Source organism: Kitasatospora sp. MAA4 (assembly GCF_029893355.1).
Classification (GTDB): domain Bacteria; phylum Actinomycetota; class Actinomycetes; order Streptomycetales; family Streptomycetaceae; genus Kitasatospora.
Window position 1 is genome coordinate 1 of the sequence record NZ_JARZAI010000013.1, and the last position, 22,675, is coordinate 22,675.

23 protein-coding genes and 1 rRNA gene are annotated in these 22,675 nt (G+C 71.0%); 4 read left to right on the top strand and 20 right to left on the bottom strand.

What is annotated here, in order from left to right:
* The 3 genes from P3T37_RS18385 to P3T37_RS18395 form a co-directional block, all read right to left on the bottom strand.
* A 16S ribosomal RNA gene (locus tag P3T37_RS18385) occupies positions 1 to 90 on the bottom strand; the annotation flags it as partial.
* A gap of 662 nt (positions 91 to 752) precedes the next feature.
* A complete protein-coding gene (gene tyrS, locus P3T37_RS18390; protein ID WP_280724789.1) occupies positions 753 to 2,018 on the bottom strand; it encodes a tyrosine--tRNA ligase in 1,266 nt (421 codons plus the stop codon).
* Between the two features lie 105 nt (positions 2,019 to 2,123).
* Positions 2,124 to 2,732 carry a DNA-3-methyladenine glycosylase gene (locus tag P3T37_RS18395; RefSeq protein WP_280724995.1) on the bottom strand — a complete coding sequence of 203 codons (609 nt, stop codon included), beginning with the start codon at positions 2,730 to 2,732 and terminating at the stop codon, positions 2,124 to 2,126.
* 131 nt (positions 2,733 to 2,863) lie between these two features.
* Here P3T37_RS18395 and P3T37_RS18400 point away from each other — a divergent pair, with 131 nt between their 5' ends.
* Positions 2,864 to 3,379: an HNH endonuclease gene (locus tag P3T37_RS18400; RefSeq protein ID WP_280724790.1), complete on the top strand. Its 516-nt coding sequence runs from the start codon at positions 2,864 to 2,866 to the stop codon at positions 3,377 to 3,379.
* An 8-nt stretch (positions 3,380 to 3,387) separates the two neighbouring features.
* On the opposite strand, the gene P3T37_RS18405 is transcribed toward P3T37_RS18400, so the two are convergent.
* The 7 genes from P3T37_RS18405 to P3T37_RS18435 form a co-directional block, all read right to left on the bottom strand.
* Positions 3,388 to 5,163, bottom strand: a complete 1,776-nt coding sequence (locus P3T37_RS18405) for a PQQ-binding-like beta-propeller repeat protein (protein ID WP_280724791.1) — start codon at positions 5,161 to 5,163, stop codon at positions 3,388 to 3,390.
* 110 nt (positions 5,164 to 5,273) lie between these two features.
* On the bottom strand, positions 5,274 to 5,576 hold the full coding sequence (locus P3T37_RS18410) for a 4a-hydroxytetrahydrobiopterin dehydratase (RefSeq protein ID WP_280724792.1): 303 nt from the start codon (positions 5,574 to 5,576) through the stop codon (positions 5,274 to 5,276).
* 17 nt (positions 5,577 to 5,593) lie between these two features.
* Positions 5,594 to 5,776, bottom strand: coding sequence for a DUF1272 domain-containing protein (locus tag P3T37_RS18415; protein WP_280724793.1), 183 nt, complete (start codon positions 5,774 to 5,776; stop codon positions 5,594 to 5,596).
* 12 nt (positions 5,777 to 5,788) lie between these two features.
* The gene (locus P3T37_RS18420) at positions 5,789 to 6,547 is read right to left on the bottom strand and encodes a sulfite exporter TauE/SafE family protein (RefSeq protein ID WP_280724794.1); all 759 of its coding nucleotides are present in this window, start codon (positions 6,545 to 6,547) and stop codon (positions 5,789 to 5,791) included.
* A 142-nt stretch (positions 6,548 to 6,689) separates the two neighbouring features.
* Positions 6,690 to 7,703 (bottom strand): SPFH domain-containing protein, encoded by a 1,014-nt coding sequence (locus P3T37_RS18425; RefSeq protein WP_280724795.1) that lies wholly within the window; start codon positions 7,701 to 7,703, stop codon positions 6,690 to 6,692.
* A 10-nt stretch (positions 7,704 to 7,713) separates the two neighbouring features.
* On the bottom strand, positions 7,714 to 8,148 hold the full coding sequence (locus P3T37_RS18430; protein WP_280724796.1) for an NfeD family protein: 435 nt from the start codon (positions 8,146 to 8,148) through the stop codon (positions 7,714 to 7,716).
* 86 nt (positions 8,149 to 8,234) lie between these two features.
* Positions 8,235 to 9,026 carry an ABC transporter ATP-binding protein gene (locus tag P3T37_RS18435; protein ID WP_280724797.1) on the bottom strand — a complete coding sequence of 264 codons (792 nt, stop codon included), beginning with the start codon at positions 9,024 to 9,026 and terminating at the stop codon, positions 8,235 to 8,237.
* A gap of 207 nt (positions 9,027 to 9,233) precedes the next feature.
* Between P3T37_RS18435 and P3T37_RS18440 the strand changes: the two genes are divergently transcribed.
* Positions 9,234 to 10,034, top strand: a complete 801-nt coding sequence (locus P3T37_RS18440) for a hypothetical protein (protein ID WP_280724798.1) — start codon at positions 9,234 to 9,236, stop codon at positions 10,032 to 10,034.
* Positions 10,035 to 10,042: 8 nt separating this feature from the next.
* Here P3T37_RS18440 and P3T37_RS18445 read toward each other — a convergent pair whose 3' ends face one another.
* From P3T37_RS18445 to P3T37_RS18470, 6 genes are all read right to left on the bottom strand, one after another.
* Positions 10,043 to 10,690: a response regulator transcription factor gene (locus P3T37_RS18445; protein WP_280724799.1), complete on the bottom strand. Its 648-nt coding sequence runs from the start codon at positions 10,688 to 10,690 to the stop codon at positions 10,043 to 10,045.
* Positions 10,683 to 11,831, bottom strand: a complete 1,149-nt coding sequence (locus tag P3T37_RS18450; RefSeq protein WP_280724801.1) for a GAF domain-containing sensor histidine kinase — start codon at positions 11,829 to 11,831, stop codon at positions 10,683 to 10,685. Before P3T37_RS18450 ends, P3T37_RS18445 begins: the two co-directional genes overlap by 8 nt.
* 144 nt (positions 11,832 to 11,975) lie before the next feature.
* Positions 11,976 to 12,488, bottom strand: a complete 513-nt coding sequence (locus tag P3T37_RS18455; protein WP_280724802.1) for a hypothetical protein — start codon at positions 12,486 to 12,488, stop codon at positions 11,976 to 11,978.
* 113 nt (positions 12,489 to 12,601) lie between these two features.
* Positions 12,602 to 12,823, bottom strand: a complete 222-nt coding sequence (locus P3T37_RS18460) for a hypothetical protein (RefSeq protein WP_280724803.1) — start codon at positions 12,821 to 12,823, stop codon at positions 12,602 to 12,604.
* A 386-nt stretch (positions 12,824 to 13,209) separates the two neighbouring features.
* Positions 13,210 to 14,739, bottom strand: coding sequence for a UDP-N-acetylglucosamine 1-carboxyvinyltransferase (locus P3T37_RS18465; RefSeq protein WP_280724804.1), 1,530 nt, complete (start codon positions 14,737 to 14,739; stop codon positions 13,210 to 13,212).
* Positions 14,740 to 14,822: 83 nt separating this feature from the next.
* The gene (locus tag P3T37_RS18470; RefSeq protein ID WP_280724805.1) at positions 14,823 to 17,435 is read right to left on the bottom strand and encodes an FHA domain-containing protein; all 2,613 of its coding nucleotides are present in this window, start codon (positions 17,433 to 17,435) and stop codon (positions 14,823 to 14,825) included.
* A gap of 220 nt (positions 17,436 to 17,655) precedes the next feature.
* Here P3T37_RS18470 and serB point away from each other — a divergent pair, with 220 nt between their 5' ends.
* The gene (serB, locus tag P3T37_RS18475) at positions 17,656 to 18,897 is read left to right on the top strand and encodes a phosphoserine phosphatase SerB (protein WP_280724806.1); all 1,242 of its coding nucleotides are present in this window, start codon (positions 17,656 to 17,658) and stop codon (positions 18,895 to 18,897) included.
* A gap of 47 nt (positions 18,898 to 18,944) precedes the next feature.
* Here the strand turns inward: serB and P3T37_RS18480 are convergent, their stop codons facing one another.
* From P3T37_RS18480 to P3T37_RS18490, 3 genes are all read right to left on the bottom strand, one after another.
* Positions 18,945 to 19,472 (bottom strand): histidine phosphatase family protein, encoded by a 528-nt coding sequence (locus P3T37_RS18480; RefSeq protein ID WP_280724807.1) that lies wholly within the window; start codon positions 19,470 to 19,472, stop codon positions 18,945 to 18,947.
* A 102-nt stretch (positions 19,473 to 19,574) separates the two neighbouring features.
* On the bottom strand, positions 19,575 to 19,697 hold the full coding sequence (locus tag P3T37_RS18485) for an SGM_5486 family transporter-associated protein (RefSeq protein WP_280724808.1): 123 nt from the start codon (positions 19,695 to 19,697) through the stop codon (positions 19,575 to 19,577).
* Between the two features lie 51 nt (positions 19,698 to 19,748).
* Positions 19,749 to 21,020: an MFS transporter gene (locus P3T37_RS18490; protein WP_280724809.1), complete on the bottom strand. Its 1,272-nt coding sequence runs from the start codon at positions 21,018 to 21,020 to the stop codon at positions 19,749 to 19,751.
* Positions 21,021 to 21,153: 133 nt separating this feature from the next.
* Between P3T37_RS18490 and P3T37_RS18495 the strand changes: the two genes are divergently transcribed.
* Positions 21,154 to 21,846 carry an FCD domain-containing protein gene (locus P3T37_RS18495; protein WP_280724810.1) on the top strand — a complete coding sequence of 231 codons (693 nt, stop codon included), beginning with the start codon at positions 21,154 to 21,156 and terminating at the stop codon, positions 21,844 to 21,846.
* Between the two features lie 58 nt (positions 21,847 to 21,904).
* Here the strand turns inward: P3T37_RS18495 and fabI are convergent, their stop codons facing one another.
* A complete protein-coding gene (fabI, locus tag P3T37_RS18500; protein ID WP_280724811.1) occupies positions 21,905 to 22,672 on the bottom strand; it encodes an enoyl-ACP reductase FabI in 768 nt (255 codons plus the stop codon).
* Positions 22,673 to 22,675 lie beyond the last annotated feature (3 nt).

Consider the following 22,675-nt stretch of genomic DNA (forward strand, 5'->3'; position numbering starts at 1 on the left):
CTAATCCACCCGAAGGCTTCATCGTTCGACTTGCATGTGTTAAGCACGCCGCCAGCGTTCGTCCTGAGCCAGGATCAAACTCTCCGTGAATGTCTACTCGGCCCCAACATTTAATAGGGCCGGCGAAACACCCGCGTTGAGCGGCACGACAACCACCGGAATAGGGCGGTCACGTGCACTGCGTCCTCGCTGTGTCTTACTTCAAAAGGAATCTCCAACCCCGATCAGAGATCGAGGCCGGGGATGTCAACATATCTGGCGTTGACTTTTGGCACGCTGTTGAGTTCTCAAGGAACGGACACTTTCTTCGAGCTGCTCTCGCAAGCTCTCCGAGTGTTTCGTTCAGTACTTCGTTTCGTTCTTCATTCAGCTTATCAGATCCGGCTGACTGCCTTTTCCGACTTCCTGGCTGACCAGGTCCGCCATTTCTGCGGCGACCGCCACTCTACCGTATTTCCGGACCAGGTCCGGACCATGTCGAGTCAATGCAATAAAAGACAGAGAAGCGACGTGGTTAATTCGGTAAATGTGATGGTCGCTCCGGTTGGTTCGGGCCAGCTTCTCAGCTGCCCCTTCCGTCCGACCGGTTCAGGCGACTCGTCCAACACTAGGCCAGTCAGACGGCTCCGTCAAACACCGAGGGGCCAGATCTGACCGGATCTGGCCCCTCGGGGACGTACTCCCAGCTCAACGGCTGGCGATTTCCAGCCACCTGACGGATAATCACCGTCGTCGGCGGCCGTGAGAGAACATCAGCTCGCCTGCAACTCCACCGCTGCCAGGTTGCGCTTACCGCGGCGCAGGACCAGCCAGCGACCGTGCAGCAGGTCGGCCGACGCCGGCACCGCGTCCTCGTCCGCGACCTTCGCGTTGTTGAGGTACGCGCCGCCCTCCTTCAGCGTCCGGCGGGCTGCCGAGCGGCTGGCGGACAGACCCACGGCGACCAGCAGGTCGGCGATCGGGGCCAGCTCGGTCACCGTCGCCGTCGGCACCTCGGCCAGCGCCGAGGCCAGCGTCGCGGCGTCCAGGTCGCCCAGGTCGCCCTGGCCGAAGAGGGCCTTGGAGGCGGCCACCGCGCGCTCGTACTGGTCGGCGCCGTGCACCAGCGTGGTGAGCTCCTCCGCCAGGGCGCGCTGGCCGATCCGGCCGGCAGGGCGCTCGGCGCTGTCCCGCTCCAACTCCTCGATCTCCTGCTTCGAGCGGAAGCTGAAGACCCGCAGGAAGTTGGAGACGTCCGCGTCGCTGGTGTTGAGCCAGAACTGGTAGAAGGCGTACGGGGTGGTCAGCTCGGGGTCGAGCCAGACCGTCCCGGTCTCCGTCTTGCCGAACTTGGTGCCGTCGGCCTTCACCAGCAGCGGGACGGCCAGCGCGTGCGCCGACTTGCCCTCGGCCTTGCGGATCAGGTCCGTGCCGGCCGTGAGGTTGCCCCACTGGTCGCTGCCACCGGTCTGCAGGGTGCAGCCGTAGCGGCGGTAGAGCTCCAGGAAGTCGTTGCCCTGGAGGACCTGGTAGCTGAACTCGGTGTAGCTGATCCCGGCGTCGGAGTTCAGCCGGCGGGCCACCGCCTCCTTGGCCATCATGCTGTTGACCCGGAAGTACTTGCCGATGTCGCGCAGCAGGTCGATCGCCGAGAGCTCGGAGGTCCAGTCGAGGTTGTTGACCATCCGCGCGGCGTACGGGCCCTCGAAGTCCAGGTAGCGCTCGACCTGGGCGCCCACCCGCTCGACCCAGGCACCGACAGTCTCGCGGTCGTTGAGCACGCGCTCGGCGGTGGGCTTGGGGTCCCCGATCAGGCCGGTGGCGCCGCCGACCAGGCCCAGCGGGAGGTTCCCCGCCTGCTGGATCCGGCGCATCGTGAGGATCTGCACCAGGTTGCCCAGGTGCAGGCTCGGCGCGGTCGGGTCGAAGCCGCAATAGAACGTGACCGGGCCGTCCGCGAACGCCTTGCGCAATGCGTCCTCGTCGGTGGAAAGGGCGATCAGCCCACGCCACCGCAGCTCGTCGACGATGTCCGTCACGGTCACTGTTCTCCTCGGTCCGGTCGGGCCGCGTCGGAGGCGGCCCGGCTCTGCTATCCAATCTGTCCGAGGGTACGCGGTTCGCGCCAGCGGTTTAGCCCCGGCTCAGCCCCGGCGGGGTGTGTGCGCGCGGTACGGGCTGACCGTGGGGTCGCCCTCGGTCCAGAAGCGCCAGGGGGTGTCGGCGCCGAGCGCGACGCCGGTGCGCGGGCCGCTGCGGACCAGTTCGGTGGGCGGCGGGCTGCCGGGCAGCAGGCGCAGCACCGGCCCGTGCAGGTCCACGCCGTCCTGGGCGCGGTCGATCCCGAGCGCGACGGTGAGGCGGGCCGGCCCCTGGGCCAGGTCGCTGTCGGTACGGCTGGTCGCGCGCCGCTTGCGGGCGAGCTCCAGGCCGGCGGTGATCTCACCGGCCCGCAGCAGGACGCCGCTCGGAGCCAGGCCCGGACCGCAGACCAGGTTCACGCAGAAGTGCATGCCGTAGGTGAAGTACACGTAGGCGTGACCCGGCGGGCCGAACATCGCGGCGTTGCGCGCGGTCCGGCCCCGGTAGGAGTGCGAGGCCGGGTCGTCGCCCTGGTACGCCTCGACCTCGGTGATCCGCAGCTCGACCGTCCCCTCCGGGAGGGTGCAGCTCAGGACCCTGCCGAGCAGTTCGGGCGCGACCAGGGGCGCCGGACGGTCGAAGAACGCGTGGGGCAGCGGAGCACTGGAGATCGGCACAGCGCGAGCGTAGCGGGGGCCGCCGACAACCGGGAGCGTCCGAAATCCCGTTGTCCCGCCCAGGGTCCGCCGTCCACAGTGGACGGGTCCGCCGCGTGGCGGGAGTGGTCTGGGAGGTGGCCGGGATGCGCAACACGCTGGTTCTGAACGCGAGCTACGAGCCGATGTCGACCGTGTCACTGCAGCGCGCGGTGGTACTGGTGCTCCAGGAGAAGGCCGTGGTCGAGCAGGCGCATCCGCTGCGCATGGTGCGGGCCACCGGGCTGGCGATCCCGGTGCCCCGGGTGATCAGGCTGCGGCGGTACGTCAGGGTGCCGTTCCGACAACGGGCCCCCTGGTCGCGGCGGGGTGTGCTGGCCCGCGACCAGCACCTGTGCGCCTACTGCGGACGGCGGGCGACCACCGTGGACCACGTGCAGCCCAAGTCGCGCGGCGGCGCCGACAGCTGGCTGAACACCGTGGCCGCCTGCGCCGCCGACAACCAGCGCAAGGCGGACCGGACGCCCGAGCAGGCCGGCATGCTCCTGCTGCGGCGCCCGTTCGAGCCGACTCCGGAGGCCTCACTGATGCTGGCGCTCGGCCTGCGGGCCGCGGACGCCGGCGAGCTGGCCGCCTGGCTGCCGCAGCCGGCGGCCGCGTAGGGCGCGGGTCAGCCCTTGGCCTGGTAGGCGGTGGCGAGGCCGAAGGTCGTGGAGTGCGTGGGCACCGCGATCACCTTGCCGCCGCCGGTCAGCACCCGGCCGGAGCCGAGCAGCGAGCCGGTGTCGGGCGGGAAACCGCCGCCGACGTCCTCCTGGCCGTTCGTCAGCGCGAACCGGCTGAGGTGGGCGGGCTGGCCGACCCGTTCGTCGGCGGCCAGCACCAGCGCGCCGTTGTCGATGCCGACCGCGCTGACCGCGCCCTTCTCGCTCACCGGGGTCTGCCAGAGCTGCTTGCCGGTGCTGAGGTCGTACGAGGCGACCACGGCCGGGCCGGTGCCGTCGGGCAGCAGGGTGGTGGTCATCGTGTGGCCCTGGAAGAACACCCCGGGCACCGCGTCGAAGCTGCCGTGCGCCACGTCCAGCCGCCCGCCGCCGGCCGCCACCGGGATCTCGCCGGCCGGATCTCCGGTGGGTCCCCAGCCGAACACCCGGGCGTCGGTGGGTTTGTCCCCCGTGGTGAGCACGACGGCCGGTTCGGCCGACAGCACGGTGACGGTCTTCGGCGAGTTGTTGAGCCCGCGCCACCAGAGCACCTTGCCCTCGGAGACCGACAGTGCCACCGCCTGGTCGGCCGGCGTACTGTCCGCGCAGCTGCTGTGCACCAGCACGGTGGCGCCGGACGCGCTGCCGGAGAGCGAGCAGAACTTGCCCTGGCCGGTGTACTGCCAGGCGTCCTTGCCGTCCGCGGCGGCCCAGGCGATCGCCTTGTCGTCGCCGACCGCGACGACCTTGTCGTCGGTGACCGCGACATGGGCGGCATAGGGGCCGGTGGCACCGGAGAGGGACTTGGTCCAGGCGGTCTTGCCGGTCTTGGAATCGACCACCGACAGCTGGGTGCACGGGCTGTTGGGGTCCGCCGCCGTCCGGAACAGCACGCCGCCGAGGCCAGCCGCGTTGACGGTGGGCGACAGCCCGCAGGGGACGGCGCCGGCGGCGGGCGCGGCGACGCTCCAGGTCGGCTTGCCGGACGCCAGGTCGTACGCGTGTACGCCGCTGCTGTCGGCCCGAACCAACGCGTCGGACAGCAGCCAGCTGCCGATCAGGGTGTCGTCCGCGCCCGGCTGGGCAGCGGCGGCCGGCTGGGCGGCCCAGACCTTGTTGTGCGCGATCGCGAAGCCGGTGTCGGTGGGGGCGGCGGCCGCGTTGGCCGAGGAGTGCGGCCGGGTGGCGACGAAGCCCGCCGTCACCAGCACCCCGAGTGCCGCGATGCCGGCGGCGGTACGGATCAGCAGCGTGCGCTTGGCCGGGGTCTGCTCGGACGAGAGCACCGCGCCGGCGGCCGCCTTGGCCCGGTCGAGCACGGAACCGGACGTGGAGGCAGCACCGGCGCTGCGGGAGCGCGCCGCGCGGCGGGGGGACGGGTCGGAGGTCTCCGGCGCATCGACAGGCTCATCGGCAGGCTCATCGACGGGCGCGGTCGGGTCCTCGACGGCCAGGGGCTGCGGGATCGGGTCGTAGCCGGTCTCCGGCTGCGTGTCGCCCGGGTACGGCGCGTAGTAGCCCGCCTGGTACACGGGCTCGGGCTGCTGCACATGCTGCTGCTGCGACTGGTCGTCCTGCCACTGCCACGGCTGCTGCTGGTACTGCCCGTCACCGTAGGGTTCCGGCTGGGTCTGCGGCTGCTGGGGGTACCAGGCCTGCTGGTACTCGTACCCGGCGGGCTCCTGCCCGTCGCTGCCATGGGGGTACCCCTGGCCGAAGGCTGGGGGAGGGTCCTGAGCCATACGTTCCGTCCGTCCCGACTGCGTGCTGCGACCGCCAGCATCTCACGTCGGCCGCAGCGGCCCGGCCCCTGGCCGGGACCGGGCCGCTGACGAGCGCTCAGGCAGCGCGCTCAGGCGTGCCGCGCCAGCAACTCGTCGATCCGGGCTGCCAGCTGGAGATCGAGGCTGGTCAGGCCGCCTTCGCTGTGGGTGGAGAGGGCGAAGGTCAGGGTGCGCCAGCGGATGTCGATGTCGGGGTGGTGGTCCATCTCCTCGGCCACCTCAGCAACCTCCACCACCGTGCGGATCGCCGCCGGGAAGTCGGCCGCGTCGGCGGTCCGGGTGATGACGGCGCCTTCGCGCCGCCACCCCGGCAGGCCGGCCAGCCCGGCGGTGATCTGGTCCTCGGTGAGGCGGCTGGGCCTGCTGCTCATCGCTCAACTCCATCGCGTCAGACGGTCTCCGCCCGGTGCGGCCGAACCACCAGCCCGCCCCCGCAGTTGGGGCAGGTCGAGGCCATCGAGTCGGCACATTCCGGACAGAAGGTGCATTCGTAGGAGCATATCCGGGCGTCGTCGCTCCACCCGGTCTTCGCCTGGCAGCGTTCGCAGACGGGTCGCATCTCCAGGGCCATCCGGTCCTCCAGTCAGCTGAGCAGTAGTTTGACGACCGCGACCAGGCCGATCACCACGATGACCGCGCGCAGCGCCGTCGGCCGCAGTTGGCGGCCCACCTTGGCGCCGAGCAGCCCACCGAGCGCCGAACCGGTCGCGATGAGCAGCACCGCTGTCCAGTCGATCGTGGCGGTGAACACGAAGAACACCGCGGCGACGCCGTTGACCAGGAGCGCGAGCACGTTCTTCGCCGCGTTCATCCGCTGCATCTCGTCGCGCAGCAACATGCCCATCAGTGCGAGCAGCAAAACGCCCTGGGCGGCCCCGAAGTAGCCGCCGTAGATGCCGGTGAGGAAGACGCCGGCGATCAGCGCCGGGCTGCCGTCGGGGTTGGCGGGCGCGCCGCCGCGGGCGGCGACGGCCCGGGCCACCCGGGGCTGGAGGACCACCAGCACCAGCGCCAGCAGGATCAGCACCGGCACGATCGCCGCGAAGGCGCTGCTCGGCAGCTTGGTGAGCAGGTAGGCGCCGAGCAGGCCGCCGAGCAGCGAGGCGCTGCCGAGCCGGATCAACCGGGCGCGCTGGTCGGCCAGTTCGCGCCGGTAGCCGATCGCGCCGCTGACCGAACCGGGCACCAGGCCCAGGGTGTTGGAGACGTTGGCGGTGACCGGCGGCAGGCCGAAGGCCAGCAGCACCGGAAAGGTGATCAGGGTGCCCGACCCGACGATCACGTTGATGGTTCCCGCACCGGCTCCGGCGGCGAAGACCGCGAGCCCTTCCCAGACGTTCATGAACTGCCCCAACCGTTTCGCGTGTCCACTCCCGGTCTCGGGTAGCGGCGCTCGCGATCATGCCGGACGGCGGGGCTGGCTGCCCAGCCCATTCCCGGATGTTCCAGGATGTGGGAGCGGACCGGGCAGCGGGCGGCGGGAACTACTCCTTGTCGAGCGTGGGGTACTCGCGGATCGGGTTCACCCGGGGGCGGGCCGCACCCTTGTCGTCGGTGTCCAGCGGCCGGGGGCCGGGGGCCGGGACGGTCGGGGCGGCGGCCGGGGGCGGCGGGACCTGGTTGCCGCCGTTGAGCCCACCGAAGGCGCCGCCGAGGCCCTTGAGCGCGTCGCCGACCTCGCTCGGGATGATCCAGAGCTTGTTGGAGTCGCCCTTGGCCAACTCGGGGAGCGTCTGCAGGTACTGGTAGGCGAGCAGCTTCTGGTCCGCGTCACCATCGTGGATGGCCTCGAAGACCGTCCGGATCGCCGCCGCCTCACCGTCGGCGCGCAGCACCGCGGCCTGCGCCTCACCCTCGGCGCGCAGCACGTCGGCCTGCTTCTCGCCCTCGGCACGCAGGATCGCCGCCTGCCGGGCGCCCTCGGCGGTGAGGATGGCGGCGCGCTTGTCGCGGTCCGCGCGCATCTGCTTCTCCATCGAGTCCTGGATGGAGGTCGGCGGCTCGATCGCCTTGAGCTCGACGCGGTTGACCCGGATGCCCCACTTGCCGGTGGCCTCGTCCAGCACCCCGCGCAGACCGGCGTTGATGACCTCACGGGAGGTCAGCGTCGACTCCAGGTCCATCGAGCCGATGATGTTGCGCAGCGTGGTGACGGTGAGCTGCTCGATCGCCTGGATGTAGCTGGCGACCTCGTACGTCGCGGCCCGGGCGTCCGTCACCTGGTAGTAGATGACCGTGTCGATGTTGACCACCAGGTTGTCCTGGGTGATCACCGGCTGCGGCGGGAAGGGGACCACCTGCTCGCGCAGGTCGATCCGGTTGCGCACGGTGTCGATGAACGGCACCACGATGTTCAGTCCCGCGTTGAGGGTGCGGGTGTAGCGGCCGAAGCGCTCGACGATCGCGGCGCTGGCCTGCGGGATCACCTGGATCGTCCTGATCAGTGCGATGAAGGCCACCACGACCAGAACGACCAGCACGATGAGGACGGGTTCCACGGTCTCTCCCCTAGACGACCAGGGCTGTCGCGCCCTGGATTTCAACGACATCCACCTGCTGGCCCGGCTCGTACACGCGCTCCGGGTGCAGCGCCCTCGCCGACCAGATCTCGCCGTTGAGCTTGATCCGGCCCTCCGCTCCCCCGTCCACCCGTTCCTGCACGATCGCGGTGGCGCCCTGGAGCGCCTCGATGCCCATCCGAACCTGCGGGCCCTTGCGGAGCTGCCGGTAGGCGATCGGGCGCACCAGCACCAGCATGGCGACCGAGATCGCGATGAAGGTGACGAACTGCCAGACCACGTCGGCCCCGAGCCCGGCGACCGCCGCGGCGACGGCGGCGCCGACCGCGAACATCCCGAACTCCGGCAGCGACGTCACCGCCAGTGGCAGCCCCAGCCCCACGGCGACCAGCAGCCACCACACCCAACTGTCCACAGATCCCATCCTAGGGAGGAAACATGCTCAGGTGTGGTGGCTTCCCGCAGGCAGTGGGGCCAAAACCGGGCATCCTCGCCCGACTTGCCCAACCCCTAGCCGAGCGGCAGGCCCTGGGCGGACCAGCGGTCGCCGTGCCGCTCCAGGGTCAGCGGCAGGCCGAAGCAGAGCGAGAGGTTGCGGGCGGTCAGTTCGGTGTCGATCGGGCCGGCGGCCAGCACCTTGCCCTGACGGATCATCAGGACGTGGGTGAAGCCGGGCGCGATCTCCTCGACGTGGTGGGTGACCATCGCCATCGAGGGGGCGTACTCGTCCTGGGCCAGCGCGCCGAGGCGGCGGACCAGGTCCTCGCGGCCGCCGAGGTCCAGACCGGCCGCGGGCTCGTCGAGCAGCAGCAGCTCCGGGTCGGTCATCAGGCCGCGGGCGATCAGGGTGCGCTTGCGCTCGCCCTCGGAGAGCGTGCCGAAGGTGCGCTCCTCGTAGCCGCGCATGCCGAGCCGGTCCAGCAGGGCCAGCGCACGCGACTCGTCCTGCGTCTCGTAGGTCTCCTGCCAGGTGGCGGTCATGCCGTAGGCGGCGGTGAGGACGGTCTTCAGCACGGTCTGCTCGCGCGGCACGCGGTCCAGCATCGAGGCGCCGGCCAGGCCGATCCGCTGGCGCAGCTCGAACACGTCCACCGAGCCGAGCTTCTCGCCGAGCACCGCGACCGTGCCGCTGGTCGGGTAGAGGTAGCTGGCGGCGACCTGCAGGAGCGTGGTCTTTCCCGCGCCGTTGGGGCCCAGGATCACCCAGCGCTCGCCCTCGGCGATCGACCAGGAGATGTCGCTGATCAGCGCGCGCCCTTCCCGGACCACGGATACGTCCACCAGCTCCAGCACGTCAGTCATGCCTACGCCTTCCCCAATGCAGAATGCGGACGTCCGAGGCTCCGGCGCGTCGGGGTCCTCGGGGTGCGGTCCACTCGTGTCGACAAGTCGGTGCGGGCGGGCCGCCCGCTCCACCGGCCGGATAGGCAGGGAGAGAGCGCGGCTTCTCGCGCAGCACAGGGCAAACCTACGCCACCCAGGTGACCCGATTGTCCGTAGGCTGGCCCGATGCGTGTGACTCCTGCCGACAATCCCTATCAAGAGCCCCGCTCCGGACGACTCGCCGCGTGGGGCAACTCCCTGCTGGCCGGTTTCTCGCCCCCGGACCACGTCGTGGAGGAGGTGGTGGGGACCGACGAACTGCACCGGGTGACCGGGCTTCCGGGCGACGCCCCGGGCGATCTGCACGGGCTCAGCTGGGCGCTGGGACGGCTGCGGGTGCTGGGCGCCACCGGCCTGCGGCTGGCGCTGCCGGTCGAGGGGCATCCGCTCGGGCTGACCGGTCCGGCCGCGTTCAACCACGCGGCGCTGGCCGCGGGCGAGGCGGTGGTCGCGGTCGGGCTGCCGGTCGGCCTGGTGCCGCAGGTGGACGTGCACGGACCGCCCGGGGACCAGTCGACCACCGTGCTGTGGCGCTGTCTGGAGGTCCAGGACGGGCCGCCGGCCGACGTTCCCTCGCTGCACGAGGCCGAGCGCGAGCTGGCCGAGGGGCTCTACGAGGCGACCGCGCTGCTGACCCGCCTGGACGTGGCCGGCGCCGGGCCCGACGCGCTGCGCGAACTGGACCGGTTCCGCCGGCGCGGGCACCGCGAGCTGCTGGCGCCCGGCTACCCGCCGCGCGCGGTGCGGGTGCTGGAGTCGGCGCGCCAGGTCGCGGCGCTGCTGGCGATCGCGGCGGGCGGGCACGGCGCCGCGGTCAGCGCCTCGGAGATGGCCGCCCGCACGGCGGCGCTGGCGCCCCTGCGGCGCACCACCCGCCGGGCGCAGGTGGCGGCGTACAACGCGCTGGTGGACGAGCGGCGGGACTAGGGCAGGCCCTATGCCTCGCCGTTGCGGACCGCCCAGAGCGCGGCCTGGGTGCGGTCGGCCAGGTCCAGCTTCATCAAAATATTTGATACGTGCGTTTTTACGGTCTTTTCGGACAGCAGGAGACTGCGGGCGATCTCCCGGTTGGAGCGGCCGTCGGCGAGGTAGCCGAGCACCTCGCGCTCACGTTCCGTCAGGATCCCGCCGCGGCCCTGCGGGACGTGCGGGGCGTCCTCGGCCAGCAGGGTGCCGGCCAGCTCGGGCTGGAGCAGCACGTGCCCGGCGTGCACCGAGCGGATCGCGCCGGCCAGCGCCTCGGGGTCGACGTCCTTGTAGACGTACCCGGCGGCGCCGGCCCGCAGCGCGGGGACGACCGTGCGGTGCTCGGTGAAGCTGGTGACGATCAGGACCCGGGCCGGGTTGCCCTCGTCCTTGAGCCGGCGCAGCGCCTCGATGCCGTCCACGCCGGGCATCTTGAGGTCCATCAGGACCACGTCGGGGGCGAGTTCCTGAGCCCTGGCCACGCCCTCGGCGCCGTCCGCCGCCTCGCCGACCACCTCGATGTCGTCCTGCACCTCCAGGAAGGTGCGCAGGCCCCGGCGGACCACCTGGTGGTCGTCCACCAGCAGGACACGGATCAGTGGACGGGTGTCAGGCACCGGGAACCTCCAGCTCGATGACGGTCCCGCGGCCGGGGGCCGAGGTGAGGGTGAGGCTGCCGCCGACGGTCTGCGCCCGGTCGCGCATGGAGACCAGGCCCAGGTGCCGGCCCTCGCGGCGGACGCCCTCCGGGTCGAAGCCGCGGCCGTCGTCGGTGACCCGCAGAACGGCGCCGCGGCCGGCGGTGCCGCGCAGGGTGACCGCCACCCGGGCCGCGCCGGCGTGCCGCAGCGCGTTGTGCAACGCCTCCTGGGCCACCCGCAGGACGGCGGCCTCCTGAGCGGGCGGCAGGGTGCGCACGCCGTCGGCGTCGAAGTCGACGGTGGCGGCGTGCGCCCGGTCCAGCACCTGGACCTGCGAGGCGAGGGTGGCCACCAGACCGTCCTCGTCCAGCGCGGCCGGGCGCAACTCCACGACCACGGCGCGCAGTTCGTCGGCGGCCTCGGCGGCGAGCCGGGCCACCTCGGCGAGTTCGGCGCGGGCTCGGACCGGGTCGCGGTCGACCAGGGTGGCGGCCGCCTTGGCGGTCAGCCGCAGCGAGAAGAGCTTCTGCGCGACCGCGTCGTGCAGGTCGTGGGCGATCCGGGCGCGCTCGCCGGCCAGGGTGAGTTCGCGGCTGCGCTCGTAGAGCTGGGCGTTGCGCAGCGCTATCGAGGCGTGCGCGGCCAGGATCCGCAGCAGTGCCTCGTCGTAGTCGGTGAAGCCGCCGTCCTTGTTGGCCAGGAAGATCGCGCCGAGGATCTCCTCGTCGTCCACGATCGGCATCCCGAGGAAGTCGCTCATGTCCGGGTGCGCCTCGGGCCAGCCGCCGAACGCGGGGGCCTTGCGGACGTCGGCGAGCCGGGTCGGCTCCAGCTCGTGCAGCATGGTGGCCAGCACGCCGTGCTGGCGGGGCAGCGGGCCGATCGCCTGCCACTGCTCGTCGGTGACGCCGTCCACGACGAACTGTGCGAAACCGCCGTGGTCGTCGGGCACCCCGAGCGCGGCGTACTCGGCGCCGAGCAGGGTCCGCGCGGAGGCGGTGATCCGGCGCAGCACCTCGCGGACCTCCAGGTGCCCGCTCATCGCCAGCACCGCCACGCTGACGGCCTCCAGGTCGCCCAGGCAGAGCCCGGTCAGCGGTTCGTCCTTGGTCGCCATGCCCTCACGGTACCGCCGGCCCGAGGCAGGGTGCCTCGGGCCGGCGGCGGGGTGGACGTAGGTCCTGCGGACTAGATCAGATGTCCCAAAACTCCACTACTACCTCTCCGACCGAGGAGACGAGGACCATCGTGCTTGTGGCGCTCACACGGCGACAGGAAGGCCAAGGTCGGCGAGAACCTCGACGGTCACGTGGACCTTCCGGTTCTCCACCTCATGCGCGACCCGTAGCAGGGAATCCGCGAGGACGATCTCCAGGCTCGTCTCCTCGACCTCGTCACCGAGGCTGACGAGGAAGGCGGTGATCTTCGCCCATGAGTAGAAGCTCGTCCCTGGCGTCGTCCACTCCGGCGCCGGGAATCCGCCAGGGCCTCGCTTGCCGGAGGCGAGGAGATCCAGACTGGTGCGGGTGCGGCCGGAGCGCTGGGCGGCCTCCCCAAGGGTCACCATGTCGTCGTGCCGGGCGGCGACAGCGCGCAGACCCGGGATGAGCCGGATACGGCGTGCCACGTCGGCGACAGCTTCCACCAGCGTCGGGGCTTCCACCGGGTCGCAGATCAGCTCGGTCGGCCGTCCGTCCGCAAAATCCTCGGTACTCACGTCGCCGTCGGCGAACTCGTCCAGGTGATCGAAGGTGTCGTGATCGGCGTCGGTCATGGCTCGGTTGAGTACGAGAGTGAAGCTCCAAACAGCCATGTCGCGGTCCTTTTGGTCGTTTCGGTGGGTGCGCGGGGGCTCTCCCCGCGCGGTCGTGCCGGCGATTCGATGATTCAGCAGTTCGAGTGCCTGCTGACGAACTGCAAGATCTTCTTCGCTTCGGTATCGGGATCTCGGGGGGTGCCGGCGACCTTGAAAGAACCATGACAGCCGCAGCAGATCACCCACCCCCAGCGGTGACCGTTCTTGTCCGGTCGCACCTCGAACCCGGCGCCTTTCGCCTTGTCGAGCGCGGCGGCGACGGCCGACTTCTGGTGACGACCTGGGCTGACCATGCAATGTCCTCCTCGGTGCTATGGCGCACTAACAGCATGCCCCCCAGTGTTTGATATATGCAACACCCAGGTCCGCTGTCCTTGCAGAGGTCCGGTGTTCGGCTGAACTGACAGGACCGGCAGATCCCACCAGCAAAGAGACCCCAGGCCCCGAACTGCAACGAAGCCGGGCCACCATCACTCTCCGTAGAGAACTTCAGTGGCCCGGCGTTCGATTATTTTCCTGACACTCCGCCAGCTATTCATGATCATCTTACACTTGCGCTACCCACGAGGACGAAAGACGACCGAAGTCGAAGGATGTCGCCCGAAGCTGTTTCCCCAGGCTGGAGTGCACTACTGACGCCTTTAGTCGTATGCCTGTTCTGTCAGATATGCCCAAGTTCTCAGATGTCGCGGAAGGTCTCGATCCGCGCGCCGATCGAGTTGAGGCGCTCGGCGAGCTCCTCGTAGCCGCGGTTGATGACGTAGACGTTGCGCAGCACCGAGGTGCCCTCGGTGGCGAGCATCGCGAGCAGGACCACGACGGCCGGGCGCAGCGCCGGGGGGCAGATCATCTCGGCGGCGCGCCAGCGGGTGGGGCCCTCGACCAGGACCCGGTGCGGGTCCATCAGCTGGACGTTGGCGCCCAGCCGGGTCAGCTCGGTGAGGTAGATGGCGCGGTTGTCGTAGACCCAGTCGTGGATCAGCGTGGAGCCCTGGGCGGTGGCCGCGATGGCCGCGAAGAAGGGCACGTTGTCGATGTTGATGCCGGGGAAGGGCATCGGGTGGATCTTGTCGATCGGCGAGGTCAGCTTGGACGGCCGGATGGTGAGGTCGACCAGCCGGGTGCGGCCGTTGTCGGCGGGGTACTCGGGGCTGCGGTCGTAGTCGAGGCCCATCTCCTCCAGCACCGCGAGCTCGATCTCCAGGAACTCCACCGGCGCCCGGCGGACCGTCAGCTCCGAGGAGGTGACGACGGCGGCCGCCAGCAGGCTCATCGCCTCGACCGGGTCCTCGGAGGGCGCGTAGTCAACGTCACAGGTGATGTCGGCCAGGCCGTGCACGGTGAGGGTGGTGGTACCGATGCCCTCGATCCGCACTCCCAGGCGCTCCAGGAAGAAGCAGAGGTCCTGGACCATGTAGTTGGGGCTGGCGTTGCGGATCACGCTCACGCCGTCGTGCCGGGCGGCGGCCAGCAGGGCGTTCTCGGTCACCGTGTCGCCGCGCTCGGTCAGCACGATCGGGCGGTCGGGGCTGACGGTGCGGTCGACCGAGCCGTGGTAGATCCCGGTGGTGGCGGTGACCTCCAGGCCGAACCGGCGCAGCGCGGCCATGTGCGGCTCGACGGTGCGGGTGCCGAGGTCGCAGCCGCCGGCGTACGGGAGCTTGAAGTGGTCGACGCGGTGCATCAGCGGGCCGAGGAACATGATGATGGACCGGGTCCGGCGGGCGGCGGCGACGTCCATCGCGTCCAGGTCGAGCTCGGCGGGCGGGGTGATCTCCAGGTCGCTGCCGTCGTTGATCCACCGGGTCCGGACGCCGATGCTGTTCAGCACCTCCAGGAGGCGGTAGACCTCCTCGATCCGGGCCACCCGGCGCAGCGTGGTGCGGCCGGTGGTCAGCAGCGAGGCGCAGAGCAGCGCGACGCAGGCGTTCTTGCTCGTCTTGACGTCGATGCTGCCGGAGAGCTGGCGTCCGCCGACCACCCGCAGGTGCATCGGCCCGGCGTAGCCGAGCGAGACGATCTCGCTGTCCAGGGCTTCGCCGATCCGGGCGATCATCTCAAGGCTGATGTTCTGCCCGCCGTTCTCGATCCGGTTGACGGCGCTCTGGCTGGTGCCGAGGGCCGCCCCCAGCTCTGCCTGCGTCCAGCCGCGGTGCTTGCGGGCGTCGCGGATGAGCTTGCCGATGCGCGCGAGATAGTCATCTGCCATGGGCGAGACGATATCTCATGGATGAGATACGCCGATGGCCGGTACCCCCGAACGGGGGTACCGGCCATCGGCGTGAGCGGACGTCAGCCCTTCTGCATGACCTCCGGCTCGTGACGGCGCAGCAGGCGCAGTACGAGGAAGGCGAGTCCGACCGAGATGACCACCAGCGCGCCGGCGTTGATCGCCCAGTGCAGAACGCTGTGGCTCCACATGGCGTCCCGGTGATCATTCTGCGGGTGCATCGGGTCGTGGTCGAACGGGACCATCAGGTGACCCAGGTTCAGCGTGGTGCCGACGATGCCGACGCCCCAGCGGGCCGGCATCAGCCAGGCGAACTGCTCCAGGCCGGGCTTGCTGAAGATCTGGAACAGCACACCGGTGAAGACCACCTGGATGATCGCGAACATCACCAGCAGCGGCATGGTCTTCTCGGCGGTCTTCACCAGGGCCGAGATCACCAGGCCGAACATCATCGAGGTGAAGCTGAGCAGGATCAGGCCGATGGCCATCTCGACGGCCGGCGAGCTCGCGAAGATCAGGCCCTGGGCCGGCAGCTTGCGCGGTGCGAAGCCGATCACCGCGATGATGGCGCCCTGCAGGATGCTGAACAGGCCCAGCACGATGATCTTCGAGACCAGGTAGGCCGACCTGGACAGGCCGGTGGCGCGTTCTCGTTCGTAGATCGCCCGTTCCTTGATGAGCTCGCGCACCGAGTTGGCCGCCCCGGAGAAGCAGGCGCCGATGGCGAGGATCAGCAGGATCGTGCCGGCCTGGCCGTTGAACCCCTGCGGGTTGGGGTTCGCCGCCAGGCCGAAGCTGTCCGGGATGACGGTGCTCACCCCGCCGAGGACGGCCGGCAGCAGCACCGACAGCGCCAGGAAGCCGCGGTCGGAGGCGAGCACCGACATGTAGCGGCGGATCAGCGTCCACAGCTGGGAGCCCCAGCTCTGCGGCTTCGCCGGCTGGATCTGCTCCTGCACGATCGGCGCCGCGGACTGCTGGACGGCCACCGCGTCGACGTCGGCCGAGTAGGCCTTGTAGTGCTCGGAACCGCGGTAGCGGCCGGCCCAGTCGTGCTCGGGGAAGTTCTCGAAGGCCTGGAAGACGTCCGCCCAGGTCTCGTACCCGAAGAAGTGCAGCGCCTCGGCCGGCGGGCCGAAGTACGCCACCGCACCACCCGGCGCCATCACCAGCAGCCGGTCGCAGAGCGCGAGTTCGGCCACCGAGTGGGTGACGACCAGGATCGTGCGGCCGTCGTCGGCAAGGCCGCGCAGCATCTGCATGACCTCGCGGTCCATGCCCGGGTCCAGGCCCGAGGTGGGCTCGTCCAGGAAGATCAGCGAGGGCTTGGTGAGCAGTTCGAGGGCGACCGAGACGCGCTTCTGCTGGCCGCCGGAGAGGGCGGTGATCCGGTTGTCGGCGCGCTTGTCCAGGCGCAGTTCGTAGAGCACCTCGTCGATCCGGCGGGCCCGCTCGGCCGGCTCGGTGTCACCGGGGAAGCGCAGCTGGGCCGCGTACTTCAGGCCGGTGCGGACCGTCAGCTCCTTGTGCAGGATCTCCGACTGCGGCACCAGGCCGATCCGCTGGCGCAGCTCGGCGAACTGCTTGTAGAGGTTGCGGCCGTCGTAGAGCACCTCGCCGCGGTCGGCGGGACGGTAGCCGGTGAGGGCGCGCAGCAGCGTCGACTTGCCGGAGCCGGAGGGGCCGATTACGGCGACCAGCGACTTCTCCGGCACGCCGAAGCTGACGTCGTTGAGCAGGACCTTCTTGCCACCCTTGAAGTCGACCTCGACGGTCAGGTGGTGGGCGGAGAAGGAGACCGGGCCGTTGTCGACGAACTCCTGCAGCTGGTCGCCGACCAGCTGGAACGAGGAGTGGCCGACCGTCAGCCGGTCCTGCGGACCGAGCAGCTGGCGCCGGGTCGGCTGGCCGTTGACGAAGATCCCGTTGTGCGAACCGAGGTCGACGATCTCGTACCGGCCGTCGGGCAGCTGGCGCAGCTCGGCGTGGTGGCGCGAGACCTGGAGGTCGGAGACCACCACGTCGTTGTCGAGCGCACGGCCGATCCGCACGATGTTCATGCCCGCGCTGAGGTTGCGGATCACCGTCGGGTTGCGCTCGCCCGAGGAGGGACCGGGCTGCGCGTGCTGCGGGGGTCCGGGCTGGTAGGGCGCGGGTGCGACCGGCTGGGACCCGGCGACCTGCTGGTGCGGGAAGGCCGGGCCGGCCTGCTGCGGCGCGGCCCATTGCTGCTGCTGCTGGTGCGGTGGAGCGCTCTCCCACTGCTGCTGGACGGGCGGGGCCGGCTGGTTCCAGACCGGAGCGGGCGGCGCGACGGCCGCCCGGTCGGTCTGCGCCTCGTGCCAGGCGGCCGCCGGGCCGCCGCCCGCCGGGGCCACCGCCGCCGGAGCGGCGAACGCGAGCCGGGGGCCGTTCTCGGCGTTGCCGAGGTTCACCACGGTGCCCGGCAGCAGCTGGGCCTGCAGGGTGCGGGTACCGGCCACGAACGTGCCGTTGGTGCTCCCGTGGTCCTGCAACTGCCAGGCTGCTCCGGTGAAGGAGATGGTGGCGTGCCGCCAGGAGATCCTGGCGTCGTCGAACGGGAAGTCCGACTGCGGGTCCCTCCCGATGGTGTAGGACTGTCCCGGCTCCAACGTCCGGTACTGCCCGTTGAGCTCAAGTACGAGTTGCGGCACTTTCCGCCTGCCCCGCTCTCTCGGTCCCCCGGTGGTTCCCCGTGCGGGGAGTGCTGAAAATCGCCTCTGACGGGGGGTAATCATTCCAGCTCGGGGCAATCGGCGGAAAGTCGACCCCGTGGACTGTGACCAGGCGGCAACGTTGTCACCACTTGTTCACCGTCCACGGGACGGACGCCCGCGAGCGGGGACACACACGCCAGGTAGCGTGGTCCACACCATGAACACCACTTCCCCGCAGCCCCGGACTGCCGACGACGAGCGCACTCTGCTGGTCAAGGTGTTCGGCAAGGACCGTCCTGGTATCACCACCGGCCTCTTCGCCACGCTGGCCGAGTTCGACGTCGACGTGATCGACCTCGAACAGGTCGTCACGCGTGGCCGGATAACGCTGTGCGCGCTGGTGACCCCGCCGCCCGGCGGCGGCGCGAGTGCCGAGAGCGCGCTGCGCACCACCGTGCACCGGTGGGCCGAGGGACTCAGGCTCCAGACCGAGATCATCTCCGGCACCGGCGACAACCGGCCGCGCCGCGAGGGCCGCTCGCACGTCACGGTGCTCGGCCACCCGCTCACCGCCGCCGCGGTCTCCGCGCTGGCCGCCCGGATCACCGAGGCGGACGGCAACATCGACCGGATCTTCCGCCTTGCCAAGTACCCGGTGACGGCCGTGGAGTTGACCGTCTCCGGGGTGGCCACCGAGCAGCTTCGGGCCGCCCTGGCGCTGGAGGCGGCCGTCCAGCGGGTGGACATCGCGGTGGTCGCGGCCGGCCTGGAGCGCCGGGCCAAGCGGCTGGTCGTGATGGACGTGGACTCCACGCTCATCCAGGACGAGGTGATCGAGCTCTTCGCCGCGCACGCCGGCTGCGAGGCCGAGGTGGCCGAGGTGACGGCGGCCGCGATGCGCGGTGACCTGGACTTCGCCGAGTCGCTGCGGGCCCGGGTGGCGCTGCTGGCCGGGCTGGACGCCGGGGTGGTGGAGAAGGTCCGCACCGAGGTACGGCTCACGCCGGGGGCGCGCACGCTGATCCGCACGCTCCAGCGGCTCGGCTACCAGGTGGGCATCGTCTCCGGCGGGTTCACCCAGGTCACCGACTACCTGGTGGAGCTGCTGGGCCTGGACTTCGCCGCGGCCAACACCCTGGAGGTGGAGGACGGCAGGTTCACCGGCCGGGTCACCGGGGAGATCGTCGACCGGGCGGGCAAGGCCCGCTGGCTGGCCCGGTTCGCCGAGCAGGCCCGGGTGCCGCTGGAGCAGACGGTCGCGATCGGCGACGGGGCGAACGACCTCGACATGCTGAACGCGGCGGGCCTGGGGGTGGCGTTCAACGCCAAGCCGGTGGTCCGCCAGGCCGCCGACACCGCCGTCAACGTGCCGTTCCTGGACACCGTGCTCTACCTGCTGGGGATTACCCGCGACGAGGTCGAGGCGGCCGACGAGCTGCACGGCACGCCGCCCGAGTAGCGGCGCCCCGGGGCCTGCCCGACGCGGACAGGCCCCGGGGACCGGACTCAGTCCTCCGGCGGCACGTAGAACGAGACCAGCCGTGCCACACCCGGCTCGACCGACTTCCAGGAGCCGTCGAACGCCAGAACCGCGACGGCCGCCGTGGGGAAGCCGCCCTGACGCAGCCGGGCCAGCTCGTCGCCCATGCTCTCGCCGCCGGCCAGCACCTCGGTGAGGTTCTGCACCCCCGGGTTGTGGCCCACCAGCAGCAGGTCACCGACCTCGTCGGAGGTCTCCTTGAGCACCTCGATGATCTCGCCGGCGGAGGCGTCGTAGATCCGCTTCTCGAAGACGACCTTGTGCGGCCGCTCGGGCAGCTCGTGGGCGGCCAGCTTCCAGGTCTCCCGGGTGCGCAGGGAGGTGGAGCAGAGCACGTAGTCGGGGGCGATCCCCGAGTCGGCGAGCCAGCGACCGGCGAGCGGCGCCTGATGCCGGCCGCGGTCGGCGAGCGGGCGCTCGTGGTCGGCCACCTCGGGCCAGTCGGCCTTGGCGTGCCGGAGCACAATGATCCTGCGGGACGTGTCGACGCTCATTCCGTCAGCTTCGCAGAAAACCCCGCCGGTGGCGCGGCGCTCCGGCGGGCCGCCACCCTCAGGAGTGGCGGCATGACCGGACGTCAGTTGAAGGCTCCCGGATCAGCCCATCGACTGGGCGATGGTGGCGATGATCCCGACCAGGACCAGGACGCCGAGGATCACGCCGAAGAGCTGGAGCAGCTTCTTCTGGCCGTTCGGGGGATTGGGTTCGAGAACAGGCATGGGGCGATTTTCGCATCCCGGCCCACTCCCCCGGACCGCGGGGGCGACCCCTCAGCCCACCTCGTCCTCGATGTGGCGGGCCCGGGCGGCGCGCAGGCCGATCAGCAGCTGCGGCACCAGCAGGGCGGCCAGGAAGCCGAGCGGCAGGTACCAGCCGCCGGTGCCCTGGTAGAGCAGGCCGATCAGGATCGGCCCGGGGATGGAGAACAGGTAGCCGAGGCCCTGGGCGAAGGCGGACAGCTGGGCCACCCCGCCGCTGGTCCGGGCGCGCAGGCCGATCATCGTCAGGGTGAGCGGGAAGGCGCAGTTGGAGAGGCCGACCAGCACCGCCCACAGCCAGGCGCCCCCGGCCGGGGCCAGCGCCAGGCCGGTGTAGCCGGCGATGCCGAAGGCGGCCAGCACCACCACGAAGACCCGCTGGTCACCGCGGCGGGCGGCCCAGTTGGGCAGCACGAAGGAGATCGGCACGCCGATCGCCATGGTGACCGCCAGCAGCAGCCCGGAGGTGCCGGCCGACAGCCCGGCGTCCTGGTAGATCTGCGGCAGCCAGCCCATGGTGGCGTACGCGCCGGTGGCCTGGAGGCCGAAGAAGCCGGCCAGCGCCCAGGCGGTCCGGCTGCGCAGGATCGGCAGCCGGGCGACCGCGCGGGCCGCGCCCGGCGCCTGCCGGCCGTCGCGGCGCAGCACCAGGGTGACCAGCCAGAGCAGCACCGCCAGGCCCGCGGCCGACGCCCAGATACCCAGGCCGACCCGCCAGCTGCCGCCGAGCGCGCTGGTCAGCGGCACGGTGACGGCGGCGGCCAGCGCGGTTCCGGCCGACAGGGCCATCGAGTAGAGGCCGATCATCGGGCCGACCCGGTCGGGGAAGTAGCGCTTGATCACCACCGGGATCAGCACGTTGGAGACGGCCACCCCGGCCAGCGCGACGGCGGTCAGCAGCAGGAAGACCCCCGTGCCGCCGGCGAAGGCGCGGGCCGCCAGGCCCAGCGTGATCGCGCCCATCCCGGCGGTGACCACCACGGTGGGGCCGAAGCGGCGGGAGAGCGCGGGGGCGGCGAAGCCGAAGAGCGCGAAGCAGAACGAGGGCACGGCGGTGAGCAGGCCGGCGACGGCGGCGCTCATGCCGAGGTCGGTGCGGACCCGCTCCAGCAGCGGTCCGAGGCTGGTGACCACCGGACGCAGGTTGAAGGCGGCGACGGCGATGGCGAGCGCGAGCAGCCAGCCGAGGTGCCGCACGCGGCGGTCCGTGCGCTCGGTCCGGGGCTGGAGGGTGGATGGGGTCGTCGGTGGGGTGGTGGGTTCGGTGCTCGTCGCTGTCGCCATAGAACTCATCATAGAATGATGGGATGAATTAGTGCACCATGGATGGCGACCGGCGGAAGAACACCCGAGGAGGGGGAAGATGGTCCCTGGCACCTCCGTCCGCCATGACCGTCCGCCCCGACCAAGGAGAACCATGACCCTGTCCTCGCCCCGGCGCGCCCCGCTGGCGGATCAGGTGATCGCCCAGCTGCGGGCCCAGATCATCTCGGGCGAGTGGCCGGTCGGCTCGCGCATCCCGACCGAGGTCGCGCTGGTCGAGCAGCTGGGCGTGGCCCGCAACACCGTGCGGGAGGCCGTCCGGGCGCTGGCCCACAACGGGCTGCTGGACATCCGGCAGGGCTCGGGCACGTACGTGCTGGCCACCAGCGAGCTGGCCGGCGTGATGCACCGCCGCTTCCCGGACGCCGAGCAGTCGCAGGTCGCCGAGCTGCGCTCCGCGCTGGAGGCCTCGGCGGCCGCGCTGGCCGCCGCCCGCCGTACCGACCGGGACCTCGAACTGATGGAGGCGGCGCTCGCCCGGCGCGAGGAGGCCTGGTTCGGCGGGGACCCGGAGGTGTTCGTGCAGGCCGACGCGGCCTTCCACCACAGCGTGGTGGCCGCCGCCCACAACGACGTGCTGGCCGTGCTCTACGCCGACCTCGGCGAGGTGCTGCGCGCCCATCTGCGCCAGGACATCGGTCCGGTGCTCTCCCCCGACCGCTACATCCGGCACGACCAGATCCTGGCCGCGATCCGGGCCGGCGACGCCGCGGCGGCCTCGATGGAGTCGGCCGACGTGATCGGCGCCTGCGGGCGGGCCGACTCGGCGCACGGCACGCAGTCCTGAGAACACGCCGCAGCCCCGGACACCGAGGTGGCCGGGGCTGCGGGGGCAGTGCGAGAGGTCAGGCGCCGATCGCGTGCAGACCGCCGTCGACGTGGACGATCTCGCCGGTGGTCTTCGGGAACCAGTCCGAGAGCAGCGCGACGATGCCGCGGCCGGCCGGCTCCGGGTCCGAGATGTCCCACTTCAGCGGCGAGCGCTGGTCCCAGGTGGCGGCCAGACCCTCGAAGCCCGGGATGGACTTGGCGGCCATCGAGCCGAGCGGGCCGGCCGAGACCAGGTTGACCCGGATGTCCCGCTCGCCCAGGTCACGGGCCAGGTAGCGGGAGGTGGCCTCCAGCGCGGCCTTGGCCGGGCCCATCCAGTCGTACTTCGGCCAGGCGAGCTGCGCGTCGAAGGTCAGGCCAACCACCGCGCCGCCGTCCTGCATCAGCGGCAGGCAGGCCATCGTCAGCGACTTCAGCGAGTAGGCCGAGACCTGCATGGCGGTGGCGACCGACTCCCACGGGGTGTTCAGGAAGTTGCCGCCGAGCGCGTCCTGGGGGGCGAAGCCGATGGAGTGGACGACACCGTCCAGGCTCGGCAGGTGCTCGCGCACCCGGTCCGCCAGCGAGTCGAGGTGCTCGTTGTTGGAGACGTCCAGCTCCAGCACCTGCACCGGCTTCGGCAGCCGCTTGGCGATCCGCTCGACCAGCGTGAGCCGGCCGAAACCGGTCAGGATGATCTCCGCACCCTGCTCCTGGGCCAGCTTGGCGGCGTGGAAGGCGATCGATGACTCCAGCAGGACGCCGGTGATCAGGATCCGCTTACCCTCAAGAATTCCGCTCATGTG

Excerpts from the sequence above, each read along its gene's own strand:
- P3T37_RS18400 (WP_280724790.1), top strand. The coding sequence starts at position 2,864 with ATGCGCAACACGCTGGTTCTGAACGCGAGCTACGAGCCGATGTCGACC.
- P3T37_RS18405 (WP_280724791.1), bottom strand. The coding sequence starts at position 5,163 with ATGGCTCAGGACCCTCCCCCAGCCTTCGGCCAGGGGTACCCCCATGGC.
- P3T37_RS18410 (WP_280724792.1), bottom strand. The coding sequence starts at position 5,576 with ATGAGCAGCAGGCCCAGCCGCCTCACCGAGGACCAGATCACCGCCGGG.
- P3T37_RS18415 (WP_280724793.1), bottom strand. The coding sequence starts at position 5,776 with ATGGCCCTGGAGATGCGACCCGTCTGCGAACGCTGCCAGGCGAAGACC.
- P3T37_RS18420 (WP_280724794.1), bottom strand. The coding sequence starts at position 6,547 with ATGAACGTCTGGGAAGGGCTCGCGGTCTTCGCCGCCGGAGCCGGTGCG.
- P3T37_RS18430 (WP_280724796.1), bottom strand. The coding sequence starts at position 8,148 with ATGGGATCTGTGGACAGTTGGGTGTGGTGGCTGCTGGTCGCCGTGGGG.
- P3T37_RS18435 (WP_280724797.1), bottom strand. The coding sequence starts at position 9,026 with ATGACTGACGTGCTGGAGCTGGTGGACGTATCCGTGGTCCGGGAAGGG.
- P3T37_RS18440 (WP_280724798.1), top strand. The coding sequence starts at position 9,234 with ATGCGTGTGACTCCTGCCGACAATCCCTATCAAGAGCCCCGCTCCGGA.
- P3T37_RS18450 (WP_280724801.1), bottom strand. The coding sequence starts at position 11,831 with ATGGCGACCAAGGACGAACCGCTGACCGGGCTCTGCCTGGGCGACCTG.
- P3T37_RS18455 (WP_280724802.1), bottom strand. The coding sequence starts at position 12,488 with ATGACCGACGCCGATCACGACACCTTCGATCACCTGGACGAGTTCGCC.
- P3T37_RS18460 (WP_280724803.1), bottom strand. The coding sequence starts at position 12,823 with ATGGTCAGCCCAGGTCGTCACCAGAAGTCGGCCGTCGCCGCCGCGCTC.
- P3T37_RS18465 (WP_280724804.1), bottom strand. The coding sequence starts at position 14,739 with ATGGCAGATGACTATCTCGCGCGCATCGGCAAGCTCATCCGCGACGCC.
- serB (WP_280724806.1), top strand. The coding sequence starts at position 17,656 with ATGAACACCACTTCCCCGCAGCCCCGGACTGCCGACGACGAGCGCACT.
- P3T37_RS18480 (WP_280724807.1), bottom strand. The coding sequence starts at position 19,472 with ATGAGCGTCGACACGTCCCGCAGGATCATTGTGCTCCGGCACGCCAAG.
- P3T37_RS18485 (WP_280724808.1), bottom strand. The coding sequence starts at position 19,697 with ATGCCTGTTCTCGAACCCAATCCCCCGAACGGCCAGAAGAAGCTGCTC.
- P3T37_RS18490 (WP_280724809.1), bottom strand. The coding sequence starts at position 21,020 with ATGGCGACAGCGACGAGCACCGAACCCACCACCCCACCGACGACCCCA.
- P3T37_RS18495 (WP_280724810.1), top strand. The coding sequence starts at position 21,154 with ATGACCCTGTCCTCGCCCCGGCGCGCCCCGCTGGCGGATCAGGTGATC.
- fabI (WP_280724811.1), bottom strand. The coding sequence starts at position 22,672 with ATGAGCGGAATTCTTGAGGGTAAGCGGATCCTGATCACCGGCGTCCTG.